This is a genomic window from Paracoccus angustae (genome assembly GCF_042648745.1).
Lineage (GTDB): Bacteria > Pseudomonadota > Alphaproteobacteria > Rhodobacterales > Rhodobacteraceae > Paracoccus > Paracoccus angustae.
This window is the reverse complement of sequence record NZ_JBHRXY010000019.1, coordinates 32,620-53,589: the sequence shown is the minus strand read 5'-3', so window position 1 is coordinate 53,589 and position 20,970 is coordinate 32,620. Positions and strand designations below refer to the sequence as shown.

Below are 20,970 nucleotides of genomic sequence, written 5' to 3'. Positions count from 1 at the left end.
GCCTCAGACCGCTACCGCCGACCGGTCGGATGATCGTGGAACAGCTGGTCGGATGTTGCTGGAATAAGCGGTCGGATACGGTGGAATACGCATCCTGATAAAGCCGGACGGCAAGGTCGCGCTTGTCCTTGTCGAGCACCTGAGGACGCCCGCCTTTCCGGCCGCGGGCACGTGCCGCCGTTAGACCGGCTTGGGTGCGCTCGCGGATCAAGTTTCGTTCGAACTCCGCCAAGGCGCCGAACAGGTGGAAGGTGAGCTTGCCGGAAGTGGTGTTGGTGTCGATCGACTCTTGCAGGCTCAGCAATCCAACTTTCTGCTCTTCAAGCCAGGTCATCCAGCCGATGAGGTCGCGCAGCGACCGGCCGAGGCGGTCGAGCCGCCAGACCACCAGGGTGTCACCGGCACGCAGCTGCTCTTTGACCTTTTCAAGACCGGGCCGGGAAGCCACCGCCCCGGAGGCTGTATCGGCAATGACCCTCTCGCAGCCCGCCGCCAACAGCGCATCCCTTTGGAGATCGAGGTTCTGTTCGATGGTGGAGACCCGCGCGTAGCCGATCTTCATGGCCGAGGGCCAAGTTTTGTAAAGAAAGTCGTCATAATGGGAGATAAACTTACTTAGTTTTTCTTACCGAGTAGATTTACTCAGAAATGGCAGGTTCTGCAACCTACGCCACGACCTGGACCCAATGGCAAGTAAACCTCCCTTTTCTTTACTTCGTTCATGACTGAAGACAATGAAGCATCTTCGCATGTTCCAGCCAGGCGATGGAGTTCTTCCACTACACGGCGCTGAGAGGCCAAAAGTACCATCGATAACCTGCTGCGGCCGCAGCTGGTTGGCAAGGACCTGCGCCTGCCGGATTATCTGATCCTGGTCTCGACGGTTGGAGGACTGGCCCTGTTCGGGATGAACGGCTTTGTCATCGGCCCTTTGATTGCAGCCCTGTTCGTGGCGGTATGGCTGCTGTTTGTGGAGGAGCAGAGCTGACAGGGAGCGTCCTTTAACCAAGAAAGGCGATCTTTCGATCGCCTTTCCCAGAGAGACATCTGATTGAGGGAAATCAGAAGCCGTAGACGACCGACACGCCCAGGGTGTTGTCCGTGCGGATGTCACGGTTCTCCTGGTATTCGGTGGTGTAGCTGACACGGGTCGCCAACTGCTCGGACATCTGGAAGTTCACGCCGAACTGGTTGGTGATCACGTCATCCGAGTCTTCCGACGACAGGTAGTCTGTATCGTTGGTGATGAACACCGTGTCGTTGAAGCGGTGGTACAGGCGCGACGAGACGATGTAGCCGACGCCGCTGTCCGAGGAGTCATTCACGTCGACGCGGTCATAGCCGCCTGCGTCATTGCGGACCAAGTCGAAGCCCGCTTTCTGGGCACCCGTCTGGGTGTAGCGATAACCGACACCGGCCTGAACGCGCCATGCGGTCTGCTCGGTGTTGATCACACGATAGCCCGGACCCACGCCGATGAAGCCGTCCCGGGCAAAGTCGCTCAGATCCTCACGAACATCTTCCGGATCATCTTCGCCAAGGCGATCGCCATTGGCCAGGCCGTCGATGCTGAAGCGGCCCAGAACGAAGGCATAGAGGCGATCGTTGAAGTAGTAGGCACCATCATAGATGGTCGACACCTCTTCCTTGTCCTTGTCGCCGTCTTCATCCTCGCCGAATTCGAGCAGCATGCCGATCGACTGCTGCCAGGGGCCGGCGTTGTTCGACAGACGGCCGGCCAGCGAGAAGTCCTGGCTCTCGGAGTTTCCGGTGCTGCCGGCATAGGTCAGGGCCAAGGAGCCGAACAGGCCTTCGCGACGATCCGGGTTGCCAAAGCGTGCATCGTCGTTGTCACGGTCGAAATCGTCCACGACGGCATCCTCGACGTCGATGATGCGGTCGTTGATCGCGCTGATGCCGGTGGCGTCAGCACCTGCCGCAATCTCGGTTTGGGCAAAGGCCGTTGTTACCAGGGTGGCGAAGATAGCAGCGCTGCTCAGCAGTATGTTTTTATTGTTCATCTTTTCACTCATGCAAATCGGAGACAGAAAAATCCCCGATTGTGTTCCGCACCGCCATAACCCACCACTGCCAAAGCAGTTGCGAGCACAACATGTGCTAAGAGAATTTTACTTTGGAATGTCAGATAAGAACAACAGCATGAGGCAAGGTAATGGAAACGATCGGCGATACTCAGCCGATCCACGTCTTTGGCTCTTTGCTCCTGTGATCGGGATGGTCCAAACGGCGAAGAGGCAAGGATGGCCTCTTGGTGAAGGCGCGGAACGACCTGTGGGAGCCAGTTCTTTACGCACTCCCGAGTTCACCGCCGGTTCATCTTTCTTTGCTGAAGACTTCTGAACCAGTGAGCAGAGGCACCTGAATCCAGCTCACCTTGGCTGTCACATCAGCTCCTTGCCCCATTTCCAGCGTTGAATGGCAGGATGCGGGCTGTGGTCGTCGGGGTCTTGGATGGGCGCAAGGAACACACGATCCAGCAGCGCAATAAGAAGCGCGGCTCCAAGCGAGCCGAGGAGCGTCAGCACAATACGCCCGATCACGGCTGTGCTCGGCGAGCCCGAGGTCAGCACTGTTGCCACGACGCCGATCGCGACGGAGGTCGCGAACTGGTAGACCGAGGCCGATCGAGGGCCGTTGATCATCCTCTCTCCGAACAGAAAGGTGACCACGAATACAAGGCAGAGCAGAAGTGCAAAGCTTCCCGAGACGGTCATAACCATAAGGACTGCAACGGCCGCTCCGGCGCCATAGAACGTCGCCAGGCTCCGCTCGACCGCCTCCGCAAAGGCTTCTTGGCGGGTCGGGAAGATGAGCGGGAAAATGGCCGAGATTGCCAGGATGATGTCTGATGGGGGCAACACGGCATAAAACCAAAAGCAAAGCCCGAAGACGACCAAGGCCCTGATCAATGATCCTGCCCCGTGGTGACCTGCGGCCGGTCGCGGCGCGTCCACGTGAACCTCGCGTGTCGCTGAAGGGACGACAAGATAGAGGAGCGGGTTGATCACCAGGGCCACCCCGCAGCCGAGCAGGAGGCCGTCGCGGAAGACGTTGAGCAATGCCGGCGTCTTCATGCCGGCGATCGACATCATCATGGCGGCCACGAGGATCAGCATGCCGACGCCGCTGCCGGTGCGGCGGGTCAGGTAGAAGGCCACGAAGAACAGCAGCAACATGACCAGCATGAGCAATGCCGGAGTGGGCCGCACCACTGCCACCAGAGCGGCCATGACCCAGATCACCAGCCCGAACATGATGGGAGCAGCGATGATCCTGAAGCTGAACGCCTTGCGTTGGCCGGCGAGCAGGCCGAAGGGCAGAACGGCGACCATGGTGCCGAGCGCCGGGTTGAGCCAGGCCATGGCAGCGAAGCTCGCCACCACGCAAAGCCCCAGGCGAAGGGCGAACCAGGGATCATCCTCACGTCGAGGGCGCGGGGGGACATACATCGCACCCTCCTCAGTAGAAGGCGCTGATGTGGCTACCAAGCCGCTGGAAGAAGGCCGCAACGCCCGTCACCCAGTGACTGCCGCCCTCAGGATGGATCAGGATGCCGACCTTGCCTCCCAGCCGCGCCCCCGTGGCCAAGCCTCCATGCCGCCGTCAAGCACGATACGGACGGGCATCTTGCGGGCAGGCTCAAACCACTGCGAGGCTGGCGTGTTGACTGGCAGGCCGCCCGCCTCGGAGCGCCCCGGGTTGATGCCCCAGGCGATGGATTCGACGTGCCCGTCGAACACTCGCCCCGGCACGGCGTCGAAGGTCATCGTCACGCGATCCCCGGAGACCACGTTGACGAGCTGGTTCTCGCGCAGGTCAGCGGTGATCCAGACCGCGTCGGAGTTGATGAATGTGATACCGGCCGCACCCGCATTGATGAACTGCCCGGCAGTCATGTGCAGATTGGTCACCACTCCCCGGGAGGGGGCAACCACCGTGGTGCCCAGAAGGTCATACTCCGCCTGCTCCAAGGCCAGTTCGGCGCTGCGGATCTGGGGATTGCTGGCATCCGAGGAGCCAAGTTGCTGGCGCGCGCCCTCGGCATTGGCTTCTGCGGCGGCCAGAGCAGCCTCTGCCGTGTCGAGGGCTGCCTGCGCTTGATCCCGCGCTGCAGCAGTGGTGATGCCACGCTCAAAAAGCGACGCAGTGCGTGTAGCTGTGGCGCGCGCGTCTTCGGCGGCCACCCGCGCCTGCGCGACCTGTGCCTGGACTGCTTCAAGCTGCGCGGAGGAGGCAGCGACGCCCTGAACAGCCTGCGCGAGACTGGCGCGTGCCGTCTCCACTGCAATCTCGAAAGGTCGGGGATCAATCCTGAAGAGCACCGCTCCGGCCTCAAGGATTGCATTGTCCTCCGTTTCGACAGCGATGACGCGGCCCGACACACGCGGCGAGATCTGCGCCACGTTGGCCGATACAATGCCGCGTGACGAGCCGGGCGCATGGTGATCTGAAGCGACGGTCCAGTAGAGGATGCCGCCGATCAGCATCAGTACGACAAGCAGCACCACGACAGCCGGGCTCCGGCGGCGCGGTTCCGTGGGTGGTACGGTCGCGGGTTCGGCAGGCGAGGGAAGGGGCGGCGGAGAAGACGGCATGGGCTGACCTGACTTGGTATTGGTATTGAGGTTGCGGACACCGAACGGGACCGGTCTTGGTTTTGTTCAACCCAGGGTTCATGCTTGGGCGGCCCTCTGCCCGACGACCGGGTTCCGAGAAGGCATCGCCTTGCGCCTCCGCCCTCCTTGGCCTCTTGAGTGCTGCACGTCATGCTGATGGCGCAACGTTGTCTGGGTGAGCAATGGTTTGGCCGAAAAAGCTGGATCGGGACCACCCGTGACCGAGGGCCTGAGCCTGCTTATCTCCGAATGCCGGTGGAATAGTTGTCGGACGGGCTCAGCAGAACTGCACGGGATGTAATCCGCGCATCTTCAAGGGTCTCGTCGAGAGGCTTCGTCGTGTCGATGGCACCAAGATCGAACAGATAGGCGGGGAGATACCCTGATGCCAGAACCCTCCAGTCGAAAGGAAGACCTGGATCGACGAGCCGTGCCAGACGAAAGATAACGGTCGTGCAGTTTGCCGTGATGGTGTTGTAGAACTCCGGTTCGGCGGCAAGCTGGTTGCCTCGTTCCAGATACGTCACCAGCAGAAGCCTTGCCTGTTCGGGCTTGAGCCGCAACGGGAACAGGGAAACGTCCTCACCCCGGAAGTTCGTGCGCAGCTTCACGATATCACGCTCCTCCGCTGCGATCAGGACCAGCTCGAACGTCTTGAAGAACCCACCGATCGAGGAAAACTCCTCGTCAGCCTCCCGACGGATCTCGGCGGAAAAGGCAAGATGCCGACCATCGGAAAATCCGAAACTGATCAGCACATGGGCGATTGCCGGGCTTGACCAGACCGATGTCAGAAGATCGACGGAGGTTATCGCGTTCAAAGAGTAGGTTTCGGACTTCCACTGCTCTGTCGCGGTGTTTTCATCCTCCCAGATGAAATCCCGGATGTTATGCACGATAACGGTATCGCCCTGGAACTCCGCGGTCACGCCTCGGGCAATATCTGGCGCCCAAGCCAGATCCTGCTGCGGGGGGATGCGGGACCACCAGAGCGTCGCAGTAGCCAGGCAGAGGATGAACGCCATCCAGCCGTGTCGCAAGTTACGTCTGGCAAGAACGCCAAGCATGCCGGTCAGGGCGACGGCGCCAATACAGGCGATCAGGGCGAAACGTTCGAACTGGAACAAGAACGCCGCAAGGGTCCAGGCCAGAAACAAGGTGAGGGCGATGCCGAGAAGCGCGGCGCCGATCTTGCGCTGCATTCTATTGTCCCAAGGCCGCGTCAACGACCCGCAAAGGTGCCGAAAGGATTTGTCCGGTCGAGCTCAGGACAAGGGCACCGGCCTCGGTGAATGTGCTCCCCTGCCGCATCTCCCTGCCCAGTGTAGGGAAAGCCGATGCCAGCTGAATGTATCTGTCGTGATTGAGGCGGCTGCTGGCATCGACAGCCGATATGTCGATCAAGACCACGTTGTTCTGCTGTGCCGCGGCCTGGACGGCAGGATCAGTGATATCCAGTGCGCCCACGCGCGTGCGCTGTCCTGCGATCGCAGACAATCCAAGCGCACGATCGTCCGGCGAAACCATGACAACCATCGGGATTTCCATTTTTCCGATGACAGCCAGCTGTTGGCGGAACACATCCACATCGATATCGGGGGCCGCCAGCACGACCTCCAGATGGGACAACGCCTCATCCTTTCCGGCAATTCTCATCTGGCGCAAAGTCTCCACCACGAGCCAGCCGCCCATGGAATGGCCAAAGACCGTCACAGGCTTCCCACCAGAGGTCTCGCCAAGCCCCGTCAGAAGTTCGGCCAGGGCATCGCGGGAATAGGTCACCGACTCCCGGTCGCTGGCGTAGCCCAGCAGCGATGCACTCGATGGCCAGGAGAAAAGCACCGGCGCTTCGGAGATCTGAGCATCGGCCGCCATCTGCGCCGTGCGGAACAGGGCTTCGGGGAAGTTGTAGTTATAGCCATGGACGAAAACGCCCGTGCCGTTCTCGCTCGCAGCATTCACGCGATGGATGAAGGCCTCCTCATCAAGGCGCGTATGGGATGCGACTGCGAAGTCGGTTTTTGGGTTTGTCTGGCCCTTCGGCCATTCGATCTCGCCGGAAACGTGGTTAGGCGGAATGGAGACGGTGAACTCGGCGAAATGGGGTTGCGGGGAGCGCAGGCTCGTGAAGCCATCTGCCGGAAGTTGTGCCGTGTTCCGAGTGGTCGCCACGAATATCTGCTCGGTTTTACCATGGGGCGCTGATGCGGCAACGGGCCAGATGGTGCGCGCGTCCGGTCGCGCTGCACAGCCGGCCAAGGCGCAGCAGAAAAGAAGAAGCGAAGGTCTGATCATTCTGGTCTCGTAGCTGGGAGGAAGTGGCAGTGTGCGGCGCCAAGCAGGTAGGTATTGGGGCAAGTTTCTGCGGCGGCAACAGAGAGTTGGGGAGTGTCCCGAGCATAACCTGCAGCCGGCGGATGATTGGTTCGAGAACCTCGCTGCCTGGTCGGGTTTGCACCGGGCAGAAGCAGGGCAGCCGTCCAGTGCAAACCCGACCCTGTCCCTGCCAACCGCCGCTTAGGCTCTGGCGCGTAGCGCAATACCGAGCGCGATATAGGACCAGCCCTGCATCACCAGTTCGATGCCCAGGAAGAGGCCGATCAGCCAGAGGCTGTTGACGGGCCAGCCGGTCGCGATGACAAGTCCGAGCAGAAGGGTAACGATGCCTCCTCCAAGCAGCCATCCCCATCCCCGATCCGGGCGCGCCTTGATTCCCATCCAGATTCTTACGATGCCGCTTGCCAGAAGGGATGCCCCGATCAGCAACGTCAGGAAGCTGGAGGCCAATAGCGGATTGGCAATCGTCGCCAAGCCAGCAACCAGGTAAAGAGTCCCACCCGCAAGCCAGAGCAGGAAATGCTTCCAGCCCTGACCTCGAAATGCCGCGATGATATGCGTAAGCGCACCGACGATCATCAGTGCCCCGATCATTATCATCGAGGCCATAGTGAACAGAACCGCCTGTGCCACCGCAAACCCGCCGGCAACCAGCAGCGCCACTCCAAGCGCGACCAGCCATCCCCAGTTCTGTCTCGCTTGAGCGAGGGCTTCGCTCAGACCGCCGGTGGCCTTGCCATTTGTATCGTGCATGCTTTCGTCCTTTCCGTTTCGACCATTTCCCTTGTCAGCCCTCACGACTGACTCGCCTTTGTGTCGACCGTCACGGTGACCGAAAGGCCGGGCGCCAGATATTCGCTCATCTCCTGCCTCGGATCGATCGAGATGCGCACCGGCAGGCGCTGCACGATCTTGGTGAAGTTCCCGGTTGTATTTGATCCCGCCAGCAGGCTGAACTCGGAGGCTGTCGCGGGCGAGAATGCCTCGACCTTGCCGTTGAAATGGCGGCCCTGCAGCGCATCGACGGTGAAATCCACCCGCTGTCCAAGCCGCATTCCATGCATTCCGGTTTCGGGGAAGTTGGCGACGATCCAGACCTCCTGCCCGATAAGCGGAACCAAGGCCGTGCCGGCCGTTACATATTGCCCCAGCCGGGCAGAGACCTGACCCAGCCGTCCCGCCTCGGGTGCGTGAAGTTCGGTATTGGCAAGATCAAGATGCGCCAGTTCCACCGTCGCCTCGGCGCTGGCGATATCGGCGTGGCGGGCGTCCACCTCGGTGCGGGCGCTTTCGATGTTCTGGACCTGGATCTCCAACTGCGCCTCGGCCTGCTGAACAGCGGCGGCGGCTTGCTGGCGGGCGAGTTGCGCCTGTTCGCGGGCCGTGTCGCTTGACACGCCGCGTGACGACAACTCCTCGGCGCGGCGGTCGTCGGCCTCCGCCAGGGCAAGGCCCGCGCGGGCGGATGCCAAGGCTGCTTCGTTCGCGCGTCGGACGGCTTCGGCCGAACGGACATTCTGCTCGCTTACGGCCAGTGCAGCACGCGCGGTTTCCAGACCGGCCTGGGCCTGTGCGAGCTTCTGGCGATAGATGCGGTCGTCGATCCGGGCGATGGGATCGCCCTGCTTCACCTCCTGGAAGTCGTGGACATAGACCTCGCTCACATAACCGGACAGTTGTGGCGCGATTGAGGTGACGCGGCCCCGGATATAGGCATTCTCGGTCGTCGGTTCCGCAGAACGGAATGGCGGCAGGTGCCAGGCAAAAAGCACCAGCAGAACGCCGGAAATGCCGATGGCCATGGCGATGGTGGTGGGAAGGATATGGGTCTTGTTCATGTCTGGGGCCCGGCATCAGAGGAGGAAGGGGAGGAGGTCGCACGGGCGGCCATCCAGTCGCGCGTCACATGGAGGACGAGAAAGAACAGCCCTGCGGACGCAATCAGGAAGATAAGGAAATAAAGGTCGTTGTAGGCCATCACGAAGGCCTGCCTCGATGCTTCTTGTGCAATCTGCGCGACAGCTTGGGCGCGCTGCGATGCCGCATCGGCGATCTGCGGAGCCAGTGCAGCCATACGCTGCGCGATTTCGGCTGCCAGCAAGGGAGCCGCTGTGGTGATCTGTTCGTTAAGAGCCTGCAGATGGAAGGCCTGCCGCCAGTTGACCAGCGTGGTGAAGATCCCGCCGCCGATCACCCCGCCAATGCTCTGGGTGGAAAGGAACACGATCACGAAGGACAGAAGGTAGTTCGGTCCCTTCTTCAAGGCCGCCATCAACCCCGCCATCATCGCGGGCGGCATGAACAGCATCCCGGCAAAGCCGATCATCGCCTGGCTGACGAGCATCTGTTCCGGCCGCGTGTCCAGCGTGGATTGCGAATCCATCCAGGCGCCCGCGGCGATCAGCATCAGCGCAACGAAATGGAACTGCGGCTCGCGTCCGGGCTTGATCCAGGCGACACAGGCCAGGCCCCCGAACATACTGGCCAAGCAGATTACTGCAAAAAGCCCGGTCATCTGTTCGGGCGCTACCCCCAGCACCTGAAACATGCGCGGTGCGCCGGCGCTTTGTTCCGACAAGAGCAGCCGGAACAGCAGCAGCGTCCCGGTCAGGTGCAGCATGGCCGGGGTTGCCAGCCAGCGGATGTCCAGCAGCGGCGCCTTGCGGTGAAGCTCGATAACCACTGCCGCCGCCAAGGCCGCGACCGAGGCTGCCAGCAGGACGCCGATCCAGGGCGTGGCCGTCCACCAGTGAATCGGTCCCATGATGGCGCCCACGGTAATGCCGCCAAAGCCAAAGCTGATCAGCGCGAAGCTGACCAGATCCATTGGCTTGATGACCTTCTCATGGGGCACGGGCGTCAGCCGCAGCCGATAGACCAGCATCAACGAGATCAGGGCGAGGCCCAGGACCAGCAGATGGATCCGCAAAAGACCGCCATCACCGATCAGCGACGGCGAGATGACCCGCGCCAATGAGGGTCCGAGCATCATCAGGCTCAGCGCCAGCGGCAGGCCAAGGCGCATCTTCCATGCGGGCGGCAGCGGTTCGAGAAAATAAAGGAAGGCTAGCGTTGAAAGCGGGGCCGAGGTGACTCCGGCCAGGAACTGCATCACCACGGCCGAACGCATATCCTCGATCCAGACCGAACCAAAGGCCACGACGACATAGCAGACGATGCCCACCTCGGCGAAGCGGCGCAGGCCGAATTGGGTGCGAATCTTGATCAGCATCAGCGGCAGCGATGAGCGCGGGATCAGATAGGCGGCCATCAGCCAGCTTGCATCCGTGGCCGAGATGCCCAGATCGCCGGCGAACTGCTGGACGTTGGCCGAAACAAAACCCTGTCCCAGTCCCTGCGCCATGGCCAGCACCACGCCTGCGAGCATATAGCCCAATACGAGAGCAAGGGGCTTGGCAGGCGGCTGCGCCGGCGGAACAGCCGAGGTCCGATCCTCGGCTGCGCTCATTTGTCGTTCATCCGTGCAGCGTTGTCGGCCAGCCGCTCCAACACGCTGTGAAGCTGCGCCTGCTCCTCGGGGCTGATCCCTTCAAGGAGTTGGTCACGGATCCGGTCCATGTATCGGTTAAGGGGAAGCGCCTTGGCGCGCGGGGTCAGGAACAGCGCCCGCTTGCGGGCGTCGCTGCCAAGGCCGCGCCGCTCGATGAGCCCTTCGGCTTCAAGCAGGTCCAGTTGGCGTTTCAGGCTGGGTGCGGCCATATCCAGTGCAGCGGCAAGCTCGGCCTGGGTAGCGCCATCTTGACGCATCAGGACCGACAGAACCCGGGCGCGTGAGAAGGAGAGGCCCAACTCGCGCACCTCGTCGTCGTAATTGCGCCGCAACTCTTTCAGAAGCCGGAACAAGGTCAGAACGAGGGGGGTGCTGTCGGTCATCAGGAAGAACTTTTATCACGATAATTAGATAGCGCGCTATCTAGCAAGCATAGTAAATACTTGCAAGGGGGAACCGTCTGGTTCGCCTGCGGGTACGGGTTGAAGCGCGAGACAGCATCCCGGTGACGGCACGCCAAGGTTCGGTCGCACGAGCAAATCCTGGCAACGCAATTTTCGACGTCGACTGATCACCGGCGTGATGGCGATAATCTTCGGAAAGCAGGTCGGCTCCCTGCAGAGCAGGGCGCACTCTTGCCCCCAAGCCAGAGCCTGATCGATTCCTCTGGAACCGATCCGCCCAGTGCCGGAACTGAACAGTTTCCATCACAGACTGTAGACGTCACCAAAACTTCACCAAGATCGTTCAGCGTCTGCCTGCACCCGTACAGGATCCAAAACAGGAGATAGGTGAATATCTCGCACCGGGCGTTCGGTTTTCGTTACCGTGGCCTCCAAGTCGGACTGACATGTGGCATTGTTTGGGGCACTTCTACCATTTGCGCCACATAAACCCCTGCCTGTGCCAGCATGATATAGGCTACAAGTTCCAAGACCTCCTCGATCCGGCCTGCCCTCATGGCCGTGACTGGATCCACCGCGATGCCCCAAGGCGCAAGCTTGCGGTCGAGACCATCCATTGCCTTGGCAATCGCGATCAGAGCCGCGCCAGTGGCCACGAGCCAAGCCCAGTTCGCCCCTCGCAGCAATCCGCGCCAGCAGCGAGGTAGGCTGATGCGTGCAAGCCTCCAGGCGCAGACGAGGATCAGCAAGACCACTGCAAGGCCCAAGGCTTTTTCCCACAACGGCGAGGAGCCAGTATAAAGCCGGAGCTGCAGCACGCCTTCTGAGGTGACGCGCTTGTCGACGTCGAGTTCGCGGAGCGCCATCAGGATCAGGATGACGGGCACGTGCCATTCACTTCCGGTCAGGTTCCGATGGCCGTTCCACCAGAAAGCGGCGGCAGCGATAAGGATGACGACTGACATAGCCTCAACCGAGTGGCCTTCCTTGAAGATCTCCGACACGGCATCGTGCATCAGCAGATCGATGCCTAGGCCGGCCAGGGTGATGCCTAGCATAAGCGAAAGGGTACGGGCGGGCCGGACAGGCCTTCCATGTGACATGATAAAACTTTCCTTTATGCACCGGGCGAAGGTCATGTTCTGACACTGCCTGTCGATGCGACACTCCGTGCGATGATGCTTAGGGCTTACTGGCGCACGGCACTGGGACGTTCCTGGTGGTGAGGAAAATCACCCAAAACAGCACGAAAAATAGCCGGCCGTTTCTTACCTCACCACCGTGAACATCGCAGCCCAGTTCGCCCCTTCCCAGGACTCCCTGCCGGGCTACAGCCGGAGTGTCCGGCCACCGCTCCGAGCACAGGGAACGGGAATATCTCCGATTTGGCGAAGGATTACGAACCGTTTGCGATACCAACCCCGCCTGAGGCCGCCACGCTGAGCGCAATGAAGTTCAGCGCCTGCTGCCGCACGGCGTTGGCAAGCTGTTGGCGGGCTTCCAAAAGGGTCCGTTCCGCATCCAGCACCGGGAAGAACGCGGCATCGCCCAACTCATAGGCGGTCCGGGTCAGATCCACCGCTTCGGAGGCATTGGCGACAAGGCGGGATTGCGCATCCACGGCGCGTGCGTCGCGGTTGTATCCCGCCAAGGCGTTCTCGACCTCTTCGACGGCGTTCAGGACCGAGGCGAGCCAGGCAAGCCGCGCCTGTTCGGCCCGCGCCTCGGCGGCCGAGAGGTTGGCCTGGTTGGCGGCGTTGAACAGCGGGACGGAAAGCTGCGGCCCGAAGCTCCAGGTCTTGAGGCTGCCGGCCCGGCCCAGATCGACGGGGGTCACCGTGCCGCTCAGCGTCAGTTGCGGATAGAAGGCCGCCTTGGCCTGTCCGACATCGGCAACTGCCGCGGCAAGCTGGCGTTCGGCCACGCGGACATCGGGACGGGCACGGACCACATCGGCCGGCACCCCGACACTGGCACGATACCGCGCGCGGGGCTGTCTGCCGCCGCGGCGGGTCCGGGCGGCAATGTCGGTGCTGGGCGTTGCCGTAAGCGTGGCCAGGCGATTGACAGACTGATCAAAGCCCAGTTCCAATGTAGGCAGGGCGGCTTCGGCCTGGGTGACAAGCTGCTCGGCCTGCAATACTTCGATCCGCGATACGCTTCCCAGCACATCCTGTTGGCGGGTCATTTCCAGCGTGCGGCGGCGGCTTTCCAGGCTTTGGCGGGTCAGGCTGGTCGCCTGCTGGAAGTATCGCGCATCGACATAGGCCTGGGCGATGGCACTGGCCACGGTCAGGCGCGCGACCTCGGCCGACAGGTAGGCCGCATCAAGGCGAGCGCCGGCCCCGCGCCGCGCCGCACGGTTGGCACCGAAAAGGTCGATCAGCCACGAAACGCCAAGCGTGCCCGAGCTTTGGTCGATGATCGGCCCATTGCCGTCGGTATCCCCGCGCGAGGCTGCGGCCTGCGCGGCGACTTGTGGCAGGTCGTTCGCGCCAACCAGCCGGGCATTGGCCTGCGCTTCTCGGATGACCGACAGGGCGGTCAGGACATCGAGATTGCGCGCCAGCCCGGCGGCGACAAGACTGTCCAGATTGCTGTCCTGGAACGCGGCCCACCAGGCATGGGCACCGGCGCGTCGGGCAGGCGAGTCGGCTGCAAAGCGTTCCGGCAGGTCCGCTTCAAAGGCCTGCTGGGACGGCAGCTGGCCACAGGCGGACAGCGCCAGCGTGGCACCCACGGATCCCAGAAGGGCGCGGCGCGAGAAGGTAAGGGATTTCGACATTGAATCGAACTTTCTGCATAGCCAAAGATGGCCGTCACGAATGAAGACGGGCGGGATCAAGGCCCCTGCCCGCAAAAGACCGGCATCACGCTTAGACCGCGGCAGCCTCGGTGCCTTTCCGGCGCATCCGGCTGAACAGGCCCAGCACGAAGACAAAGAACACCGGGACGAAGAACACCGCCAGGATCGTGGCCGAGATCATGCCGCCGATCACGCCGGTGCCGATGGCGTTCTGGGACGCCGCCGAAGCACCCGTGGCGATGGCCAGCGGCACGACGCCCAAAGTGAAGGCCAGCGAGGTCATCAGGATCGGACGGAAGCGCAGCTTGGCCGCCTTTACGGCCGCATCGATCAGGCTCATGCCTTCCTCGCGCAGATCCTTGGCGAATTCCACGATCAGGATGGCGTTCTTAGAGGAAAGCCCGATGATGGCAATAAGGCCGACCTTGAAATAAACGTCGTTCGGCATATCGCGCAGCATCACCGCCGCAATGCATCCGATGATCCCCAGGGGCACGACCAGCATCACCGACAGCGGGATAGCCCAGCTTTCATACAGCCCGGACAGCAACAGGAAGACAAACAGGATCGACATCGCGAACAGGATTGTCGAGGTGTTGCCTGAATTGATCTCCTCAAGCGTCTGGCCGGTCCATTCATAGGCAAAGCCTTCCGGCAGCGCCGCCGCCAGCCGTTCCATCTCGGCCACGGCCGCGCCCGACGAGAAGCCGGGCAAGGCATTCCCGGCAATCCGCACCGAAGGATAGCCGTTATAGCCCACCACCTGGCTTGGACCCTGGTTCCATTCCACCGTCGCAAAGGACGAGAACGGGACCATTCCGCCGTTCGAATTGCGCACCGTCAGGTTCAGGACGTTCTCGGCCTGCATCCGGCTTTCTTCCTGCGCCTGCACGATCACGCGCTGCATCCGGCCCTGGTTCGGGAAGTCGTTGACATAGGACGAGCCCAGGTTCGCGGACAGGGTCTGGTTGATATCCGCAAAGGCCACACCAAAAGTCTGGGCCTTGTCGCGGTCGATCAGGACGTTCACCTGGGCCGCCGCCGGCATACCTTCCACCCTCAGCCCAGTAACGACACCTCCTGCTTGGGCCTCTGCAATCAGTTGCTGGGCCGCCGCGTTCAAGGCTTGCTGGCCATTGCCGCCACGATCCTGCAGGCGGAAGCTGAACCCGCCCGAGGTGCCAAAGCCGGGAATAGGCGGGGGCGACAGCGAATAGATCTGCGCGTCCTTGGTCGCGAACAAGGCCATGTTGGCCTCATTGGCGATCTGGGTGGCACTCTGGTCGCGCTCGGACCAGTCCGTGAAGGTGATAAAGGCAAGCCCCGCATTCGGCCCCTGACCCGAGAACGAGAAGCCCCGGATGCCGACGACGTTCTCGACCGCGGGGTTCTGGCCGTAATGGTTCTCGATCACCTCGATGGCCGCGTCGGTCCGCTGCGAACTGGCGGTCGGGGGCGTCTGGATGTCCGAGATGATGAAGCCCTGGTCCTCGTCGGGCAGAAAGCCCGTGGGCAGTGAACTGAAGCCAATACCCGTCAGCACGACAATGCCCAGATAGACCAGCATCACCAGGCCGGTCCGCCGTGTCAGCATCGCCACCGCCCGGCCATAGCGTTCGGTGGCCGCATCGAACTTGCGGTTGAACCAGCCGAAGAAGCCCTTCTTCTCGTGATGGCCCTTGATTGGCTTGAGGAAGGTCGCGCAAAGCGCGGGCGTCAGCGTCAGCGCCAGGAAGGCCGAGAACAGAATGGATACCACCATCGTCAGCGCGAACTGGCGATAGATGATGCCGGTCGATCCGGGGAAGAAGGCCATCGGGATGAACACGGCCGCCAGCACCAGCGTGATGCCGATGATCGCGCCCGAGATTTCGCCCATGGCCTTTTGCGTGGCCTCCTTTGGCGGCAGCCCTTCGGTGGCCATGATCCGCTCGACGTTTTCGATGACGACGATGGCGTCGTCCACCAGGATGCCGATAGCCAGCACCATCGCGAACATCGTCAGCACGTTGATCGAGAAGCCCGCCACGAGCATGACCGCAATGGTGCCTGCCAGTGCAATCGGCACGACGATCGTCGGGATGAGCGTATAGCGGAAGTTCTGCAGGAACAGGAACATCACCACGAAGACCAGGATCACGGCCTCGATCAGGGTGTGGATCACCTTCTCGATGGATTTTTCCACGAAAGGCGCCGTGTCATAGGGGATCGCATATTCGATGCCCTCGGGGAAAAAGCCCGACAGTTCCTCCATCGTGTGTCGCACAGCCTCGGACGTGGCAAGCGCGTTGCCGGTAGAGGACAGCTGGATCCCCACCGCAGCCGTCGGCTGGCCGTTCAGGCGCGAGGCGAAGTTGTAGGTGTCGGCGCCGACCTCGATCTCGGCGACGTCGCGAAGCCGCACGGTCGATCCGTCCGGGTTGGCGCGCAGCACGATATTGCCAAATTCCTCGGGTTGGGTCAGCTGGCCCCTGACCAGGACGGTCGCTGTCAGTTGCTGGTTCACCGGGTTCGGGTCCGCGCCGATCTGGCCTGCCGCCACCTGGGCATTCTGGGCGCGGATCGCCGCCGACACGTCAGCCGGCGACAGGTTGAGGCCGGTCAGCTTGTCGGGATCGATCCAGATCCGCAGTGCTTCCTCGGATGCAAAGACCTGGGCGCGACCGACGCCGTCGATGCGGCGGATTTCGCCCACGACGTTGCGGTTGATGTAATCGCCAAGCGCCACATCGTTCATCGACCCATCCGACGAGGTCAAGGAGACCATCATCAGAAAGCCTGCTCCGGCCTCCTCGACGGTAACACCCTGGTCGACGACCGTCTGCGGCAGCACGGGTTCGACCCGGCTGACGGCATTCTGGATATCCACCTGCGCCGTGCCGACATCCGTCCCCGGTTCAAAGGTCGCCGTGATCGAGATCGCGCCTGACACGTCCGAGGTCGATTCAAAGTACTGGATGCCCTGGATGCCGTTCAGCTCCTCCTCGATCGGCTGGGCGACGGACTGGTACATCTCGTTGGGCGAGGCGCCGGTATAGAAGGTCGAGATCTGGATTTGCGGGGGCGCGACCTGGGGATATTGGGCGATCGGCATCTGGGGCAGGGCAATCAGCCCGGCGATGACAATAAAGATCGAGATCACCCAGGCCAGGACCGGGCGAAGAATGAAGAACTGTGCCATGCTGCGTTCTCAGCCCTTGTGATTGGCGGTCTGCGCGGCAGGCCGGGCGGATTGCGTGGCGGCTGCCTCAGGTTTTGCATTGACGGGTTCCGCGACGACCTTCGCATCCGGGTACAGCTTCTGCGCCCCTTCGACGACAACACGATCCCCGGGCTGCAGGCCATCTTCGACCAACCATTCGTTCTTGAAGGTCAGGCCCAGGGACACGTCCCGGCGTTCGACGGTGTCCTCGCCCTTCAGGACGTAAACAAAGGCCTGGCCGTTGGTGTCGCGCTGAACCGCCATCTGCGGGATGCTGAGCGCGTTTTCGCGGACAGCCTGTTCAAGCCGCGCACGGACATAAAGGCCCGGCAACAGCATCCCGTCCGCATTGGGGAACTCGGCCCGCAGCGTGATCTGCCCCGTCGAGCTGTCGACGCTGGCTTCCGAAAAAAGCAACTTGCCCATATGCGGGTATGCCGACCCGTCATCGAAGAACAGCTGGACCTGCGCCTCGTCGGGCGCGGTCATCATCAGCTCTCCGGCTGCCCGTGCGCGTTGCAGGGCGAACAATTGCGCGGATGACTGGGTCACGTCCACATAGACCGGGTCAAGCTGCTGGATCGTGGCCAGGATGTCGGTCTGCGCGGTGACCAGGGCACCTTCGGTCACCAGGGCGCGCCCGACGACGCCGTCGATTGGGGCGGTCACGTCGGTATAGCCCAGGTTCAGCTGCGCTTCCTGGAGGCTGGCATTGGCGATGGCAACGTCCGCATCGGCCTGGGCCAGGGTGGTGGTGGCGTTTTCAAGATCCACTCCTGCGGTTACGCGGCGTTCGCGCAGCGCCTCGGTGCGGGCAAGCTGGTCCTGGGCGTTCTGCCGGGTCGCCTCGGCCCGCGCCAGGGTGGCCTCGGCACTGGCAACGCGCACCGCATAGGGCGCGGGGTCGATCTTGTAGAGAACATCGCCGGCCTTCACGACAGAGCCTTGCGTGAAGATCCGCTCGACGACGATGCCACCGACACGGGGCCGCACCTCGGCGGTGCGGGTCGCAGCAACGCGTCCGGGCAGCTCGTTCACCACGGGCAAGGGTTGCGGTGTCATGGTCAGGACGCTGACGGGCGTGGGCGGCATATCCTGCGCACTTGCGCGCAAAGCCACCGGCTGGGCCAGCAGCGCAACAAGAAGCCCGGTCAGGACTCGAGATCTGTGCATGGTCGGTCTTTCGGAAAGAAGGATTACTTGTTGGAATGGGTAGTGGCCGCAGCGGACGATCCCTTGTCGGCCTCAAGGGACTTCATGAGCCCGTCGAGGAGTTCTTGGCGGGTGATCTCATCGAAACGGTGAAGCCCAAAACATTCGAGAAAGAACAGGCCATGGACCGCAAGCAGAAGCTGCAGCATCTTTCCCTGGTCCTCGGCATCTGCCGCGACGCGGCGGGCATCCTCGGCAAGGGATGCACGCATCAGTTCACGGCATTCAGCGTGCTCACCCATGCTGGCGCTGATCAGCATCGTGATCGCCACGTCGTCATCCGAAGGCCCTTCGCGCCCCATGTCGATCATCGCGCGCAACCAGGCGTTCGGCTGCCCGGCATGAGCCTGCAGGGCATCGCCAAAACGCTCGCGATACTGGCCGATCTTGTGACGAGTGAAGGCCGCCAGCAGCCCGGCCTTGCTTCCGCAGTCATAAACAACACTGGACTTGCTGATGCCGACTTCCTTGGCCAGGGCATCGATGCTGAGACCACTTACCCCCTCGCGGCGCGCAACGCTTTCCACGCCATCCATAAGGGCGTCCCTGTCGATCGTGCGCTTTCGGCCCATGAGTCCCTCGGATGATAGTCGAACGTTCGTATAGAATAAACCGCGGCAGGGTCAAGCGACTTGGTCATGAATCGCATCTGGATTAGAAGGGCTGCCTAAATGAGCGCCAGATTGCCGCGAAGCGCTTGCAGCCTTGACGAGGAAACCTCGATGATGCTGTTGGCGGACATCGCCTGGTCGTTGGCCCACGAACAAATAGTGTTTCCCAAGGCATGCGAGACTACAGTGCCGAGCAGTTCTGCATCTCGGCGCGCCTCCTTTCCCATTCTGGTTACAAGCAGGTCCGCAATCTGGTTGCCGAACTGTTTCAGAACCCCATCAAGGATCCGCTGCAGTTCCGGTGACGTTCCCAGTAGCTCGCCAATCACTTGCGGGGTGCTGTGATCCACGACGATGTTGGCTAGATGCTGGTACAGCGCCTGGAGAAGATCGGCGAGGAGTGAGCCCGACGAGGCCCGAAACCATGCCGCCGCCTGGTCGTCGAAGCCGGTTGAAGGTCCGATGATCGCTGCACCCTTGTTCGGGTAATAGTTAAAGAAGGTCCGCTGGCTGATGCCCGCCGCAGCCGCGATCATTTCGGTTGTCATGTCATCGTAGCCGTAGCGTAGTGCCAGCTTCAGGGCCGCCCACTGGATCTTGCGCGAGGTTTGCAGCCGTCTGCGACTCTCTAGCGTTGACTTGATGGCCATGGAGCACCCCAGAAGCATTTGAGTCCAGCGAACGGCCTACTTCAGCCCAAGCTTTGAACCGCCCCGGGTTTACCGGAGAGTTCGTGGTTCAATGATTAGGCTGCTTTTTCGTCAGCGTTCAAGATCGCCGCCGGGCCGTCAGTCCCGAACCGCTTCAGCAACCGGTGAACCTGTCTGCGGCTCAGCGCCAGAACATCGGCCGCGGTCACAGCTGACATCTGGCCTTGCACCACTTGGCTCAGAACCTCGACGCGGTTCAGTTCTCGTTCGCTCATCATCACCCATCCCATGTCCCGGCTCCCACGGATCGACACGATGTTTATCCAGGGAGTGTGACATTCCTGAATTGCAGAGGTGAGACATTTTAACTTTGCCGTGCAGGCTCCATTCTGAATGCACCAGTCCTGCGGGGCAGGGTTCGTCATGGTGCCTCCAGTCGTATCAGTTCATCTCGAAACGCTTCGATGGGTGTCCGGTAGCCCAGGCACTTCCGGGGCGTGGCGTTCAGGCGCTGACACATCATTCTCATCGAACGAGGCGTCAGCTGCAACACAGCGGTATCCCGGGGCAGGTAGCGACGGAGCCGCCTGTTCATGTTCTCGACCGAGCCTTTTTGCCAAGGCGCCTGCGGATCGCAGAACCACGCCTTCGTGCCCATGCCACTCTCCAGCTCGCGCCAGGCCACGAACTCCAGGCCGCGGTCAAAGGTGATCGAGCGCCGCGCCTCGGCGGGCAGGGGCGACATCTCGTGGATCAGGCGGTTCATGAGGGGCTTGGACTTTCGATCGTTGTTGCGCAGCAGAACGGTGTAGCGGGTCTTCCGCTCGACCAGCGTGGCCACATTGGCATCGCCCTGCGCGCGCTCGAAGATCATCAAATCACCCTCCCAGTTACCGAACTGGCTGCGATCGTTGATCTCGGGCGGCCGCTTGTGAATACTTGTTTCCACAGGAAAAACCCGGTTGCGAGGGGTGCGGGCATAGCGTGGTTTCCGCTTTCGGCGGCGTTCGGGCAGGAGGCGGGCCAGTTGCGCTGACTGGCCTTCGGCAGAGTAGACATACTGGTAGATCGTCTCATGACAGAGCCTGTGCGGAGCCCCAGGTTCGATCCTGAGCCGGCCTGCAATCTGTTCGGGAGACCAGCCTTCCTGAAGGCAGCGGATCACTTCGGCGCGCAAGTCCGGGAGGCGCTCGAGCTTACGGCGGCGGGAACGCCTGCGGTCAGCCTGGGACTGAGCCGTCACATGCCAGTAGCCATCAGCCTGCGGGACATCCTTGTCATGCCACCAGTTGCGCTTGACTTCGCGGGTGATGGTCGAGCGATCACGGCCGAGCATCGCCGCAATCTTCGTCTTTGGCACCTTGGCCTGCAGCAGCCGCGCTATCACGCGGCGTTCGTCCAGCGTCAGGTTGGTGAAAGGGCGCCTCATCACATGCTCCTGAATAGCTTCAGGAAACTATCGAGTGATGCATTCCAGAATGGAATGTGCCCAGGCTATACATCCGGTGGTAATAATCAGGATTATGGAACACATGGCTCGAAGAAGGCTACTTTAGCGTCGATAGCCTGCCGATAGGTCGGGACGTTTCTTACCCATAGG

The 20,970-nt window shown here is 61.8% G+C and carries 19 protein-coding genes; 1 reads left to right on the top strand and 18 read right to left on the bottom strand.

Annotated elements, in window-relative coordinates; translation table 11 throughout:
* Positions 1 to 562: recombinase family protein (locus tag ACFOM8_RS16875; RefSeq protein ID WP_377763252.1), on the bottom strand; the 562-nt coding region annotated here is incomplete at its 3' end.
* 246 nt (positions 563 to 808) lie between these two features.
* Here ACFOM8_RS16875 and ACFOM8_RS16870 point away from each other — a divergent pair.
* Positions 809 to 988, top strand: coding sequence for an AI-2E family transporter (locus ACFOM8_RS16870; RefSeq protein WP_167624263.1), 180 nt, complete (start codon positions 809 to 811; stop codon positions 986 to 988).
* Positions 989 to 1,061: 73 nt separating this feature from the next.
* On the opposite strand, the gene ACFOM8_RS16865 is transcribed toward ACFOM8_RS16870, so the two are convergent.
* The 17 genes from ACFOM8_RS16865 to ACFOM8_RS16785 all read right to left on the bottom strand — a co-directional run bounded on the left by ACFOM8_RS16865 (position 1,062) and on the right by ACFOM8_RS16785 (position 20,799).
* Positions 1,062 to 2,033: a DUF481 domain-containing protein gene (locus ACFOM8_RS16865; protein ID WP_377763250.1), complete on the bottom strand. Its 972-nt coding sequence runs from the start codon at positions 2,031 to 2,033 to the stop codon at positions 1,062 to 1,064.
* A gap of 369 nt (positions 2,034 to 2,402) precedes the next feature.
* Positions 2,403 to 3,470 carry an FUSC family protein gene (locus ACFOM8_RS16860; protein ID WP_377763249.1) on the bottom strand — a complete coding sequence of 356 codons (1,068 nt, stop codon included), beginning with the start codon at positions 3,468 to 3,470 and terminating at the stop codon, positions 2,403 to 2,405.
* Positions 3,471 to 3,566: 96 nt separating this feature from the next.
* Positions 3,567 to 4,529 (bottom strand): HlyD family secretion protein, encoded by a 963-nt coding sequence (locus ACFOM8_RS16855; protein WP_377763248.1) that lies wholly within the window; start codon positions 4,527 to 4,529, stop codon positions 3,567 to 3,569.
* Between the two features lie 347 nt (positions 4,530 to 4,876).
* A complete protein-coding gene (locus tag ACFOM8_RS16850; RefSeq protein WP_377763246.1) occupies positions 4,877 to 5,839 on the bottom strand; it encodes an Lnb N-terminal periplasmic domain-containing protein in 963 nt (320 codons plus the stop codon).
* A gap of 1 nt (position 5,840) precedes the next feature.
* Positions 5,841 to 6,932, bottom strand: coding sequence for an alpha/beta hydrolase (locus tag ACFOM8_RS16845; RefSeq protein ID WP_377763245.1), 1,092 nt, complete (start codon positions 6,930 to 6,932; stop codon positions 5,841 to 5,843).
* A gap of 222 nt (positions 6,933 to 7,154) precedes the next feature.
* Positions 7,155 to 7,727, bottom strand: coding sequence for an HdeD family acid-resistance protein (locus ACFOM8_RS16840; protein WP_136651377.1), 573 nt, complete (start codon positions 7,725 to 7,727; stop codon positions 7,155 to 7,157).
* Between the two features lie 41 nt (positions 7,728 to 7,768).
* Complete coding sequence (locus ACFOM8_RS16835; RefSeq protein ID WP_136651378.1) at positions 7,769 to 8,812, bottom strand: HlyD family secretion protein; 1,044 nt, start codon at positions 8,810 to 8,812, stop codon at positions 7,769 to 7,771.
* Positions 8,809 to 10,443 carry an MFS transporter gene (locus ACFOM8_RS16830; protein WP_136651379.1) on the bottom strand — a complete coding sequence of 545 codons (1,635 nt, stop codon included), beginning with the start codon at positions 10,441 to 10,443 and terminating at the stop codon, positions 8,809 to 8,811. Before ACFOM8_RS16830 ends, ACFOM8_RS16835 begins: the two co-directional genes overlap by 4 nt.
* Positions 10,440 to 10,868, bottom strand: a complete 429-nt coding sequence (locus tag ACFOM8_RS16825; protein WP_377763242.1) for a MarR family winged helix-turn-helix transcriptional regulator — start codon at positions 10,866 to 10,868, stop codon at positions 10,440 to 10,442. Before ACFOM8_RS16825 ends, ACFOM8_RS16830 begins: the two co-directional genes overlap by 4 nt.
* Positions 10,869 to 11,308: 440 nt before the next feature.
* The gene (locus ACFOM8_RS16820) at positions 11,309 to 11,947 is read right to left on the bottom strand and encodes a hypothetical protein (protein ID WP_377763241.1); all 639 of its coding nucleotides are present in this window, start codon (positions 11,945 to 11,947) and stop codon (positions 11,309 to 11,311) included.
* Positions 11,948 to 12,285: 338 nt separating this feature from the next.
* Entirely contained in the window at positions 12,286 to 13,674 is a 1,389-nt protein-coding gene (locus ACFOM8_RS16815) for an efflux transporter outer membrane subunit (RefSeq protein WP_167624009.1), read from the bottom strand.
* Between the two features lie 91 nt (positions 13,675 to 13,765).
* Positions 13,766 to 16,876, bottom strand: a complete 3,111-nt coding sequence (locus ACFOM8_RS16810; protein ID WP_167624010.1) for an efflux RND transporter permease subunit — start codon at positions 16,874 to 16,876, stop codon at positions 13,766 to 13,768.
* 9 nt (positions 16,877 to 16,885) lie between these two features.
* On the bottom strand, positions 16,886 to 18,070 hold the full coding sequence (locus tag ACFOM8_RS16805; RefSeq protein WP_167624011.1) for an efflux RND transporter periplasmic adaptor subunit: 1,185 nt from the start codon (positions 18,068 to 18,070) through the stop codon (positions 16,886 to 16,888).
* Positions 18,071 to 18,093: 23 nt separating this feature from the next.
* A complete protein-coding gene (locus ACFOM8_RS16800) occupies positions 18,094 to 18,645 on the bottom strand; it encodes a TetR/AcrR family transcriptional regulator (protein WP_240544835.1) in 552 nt (183 codons plus the stop codon).
* 131 nt (positions 18,646 to 18,776) lie between these two features.
* Entirely contained in the window at positions 18,777 to 19,370 is a 594-nt protein-coding gene (locus ACFOM8_RS16795; protein WP_167624013.1) for a TetR/AcrR family transcriptional regulator, read from the bottom strand.
* A gap of 95 nt (positions 19,371 to 19,465) precedes the next feature.
* Complete coding sequence (locus ACFOM8_RS16790; RefSeq protein WP_377763238.1) at positions 19,466 to 19,795, bottom strand: helix-turn-helix domain-containing protein; 330 nt, start codon at positions 19,793 to 19,795, stop codon at positions 19,466 to 19,468.
* Positions 19,792 to 20,799: an IS30 family transposase gene (locus ACFOM8_RS16785; protein ID WP_377763237.1), complete on the bottom strand. Its 1,008-nt coding sequence runs from the start codon at positions 20,797 to 20,799 to the stop codon at positions 19,792 to 19,794. Before ACFOM8_RS16785 ends, ACFOM8_RS16790 begins: the two co-directional genes overlap by 4 nt.
* Positions 20,800 to 20,970: the final 171 nt, after the last annotated feature.

Bases quoted from the DNA above. Each gene is read 5' to 3' on its own strand.
- ACFOM8_RS16865 (WP_377763250.1), bottom strand. From the start codon at position 2,033: ATGAGTGAAAAGATGAACAATAAAAACATACTGCTGAGCAGCGCTGCT.
- ACFOM8_RS16860 (WP_377763249.1), bottom strand. From the start codon at position 3,470: ATGTATGTCCCCCCGCGCCCTCGACGTGAGGATGATCCCTGGTTCGCC.
- ACFOM8_RS16850 (WP_377763246.1), bottom strand. From the start codon at position 5,839: ATGCAGCGCAAGATCGGCGCCGCGCTTCTCGGCATCGCCCTCACCTTG.
- ACFOM8_RS16845 (WP_377763245.1), bottom strand. From the start codon at position 6,932: ATGATCAGACCTTCGCTTCTTCTTTTCTGCTGCGCCTTGGCCGGCTGT.
- ACFOM8_RS16840 (WP_136651377.1), bottom strand. From the start codon at position 7,727: ATGCACGATACAAATGGCAAGGCCACCGGCGGTCTGAGCGAAGCCCTC.
- ACFOM8_RS16835 (WP_136651378.1), bottom strand. From the start codon at position 8,812: ATGAACAAGACCCATATCCTTCCCACCACCATCGCCATGGCCATCGGC.
- ACFOM8_RS16830 (WP_136651379.1), bottom strand. From the start codon at position 10,443: ATGAGCGCAGCCGAGGATCGGACCTCGGCTGTTCCGCCGGCGCAGCCG.
- ACFOM8_RS16825 (WP_377763242.1), bottom strand. From the start codon at position 10,868: ATGACCGACAGCACCCCCCTCGTTCTGACCTTGTTCCGGCTTCTGAAA.
- ACFOM8_RS16820 (WP_377763241.1), bottom strand. From the start codon at position 11,947: ATGCTAGGCATCACCCTGGCCGGCCTAGGCATCGATCTGCTGATGCAC.
- ACFOM8_RS16815 (WP_167624009.1), bottom strand. From the start codon at position 13,674: ATGTCGAAATCCCTTACCTTCTCGCGCCGCGCCCTTCTGGGATCCGTG.
- ACFOM8_RS16810 (WP_167624010.1), bottom strand. From the start codon at position 16,876: ATGGCACAGTTCTTCATTCTTCGCCCGGTCCTGGCCTGGGTGATCTCG.
- ACFOM8_RS16805 (WP_167624011.1), bottom strand. From the start codon at position 18,070: ATGCACAGATCTCGAGTCCTGACCGGGCTTCTTGTTGCGCTGCTGGCC.
- ACFOM8_RS16800 (WP_240544835.1), bottom strand. From the start codon at position 18,645: ATGGATGGCGTGGAAAGCGTTGCGCGCCGCGAGGGGGTAAGTGGTCTC.
- ACFOM8_RS16795 (WP_167624013.1), bottom strand. From the start codon at position 19,370: ATGGCCATCAAGTCAACGCTAGAGAGTCGCAGACGGCTGCAAACCTCG.
- ACFOM8_RS16790 (WP_377763238.1), bottom strand. From the start codon at position 19,795: ATGACGAACCCTGCCCCGCAGGACTGGTGCATTCAGAATGGAGCCTGC.
- ACFOM8_RS16785 (WP_377763237.1), bottom strand. From the start codon at position 20,799: ATGAGGCGCCCTTTCACCAACCTGACGCTGGACGAACGCCGCGTGATA.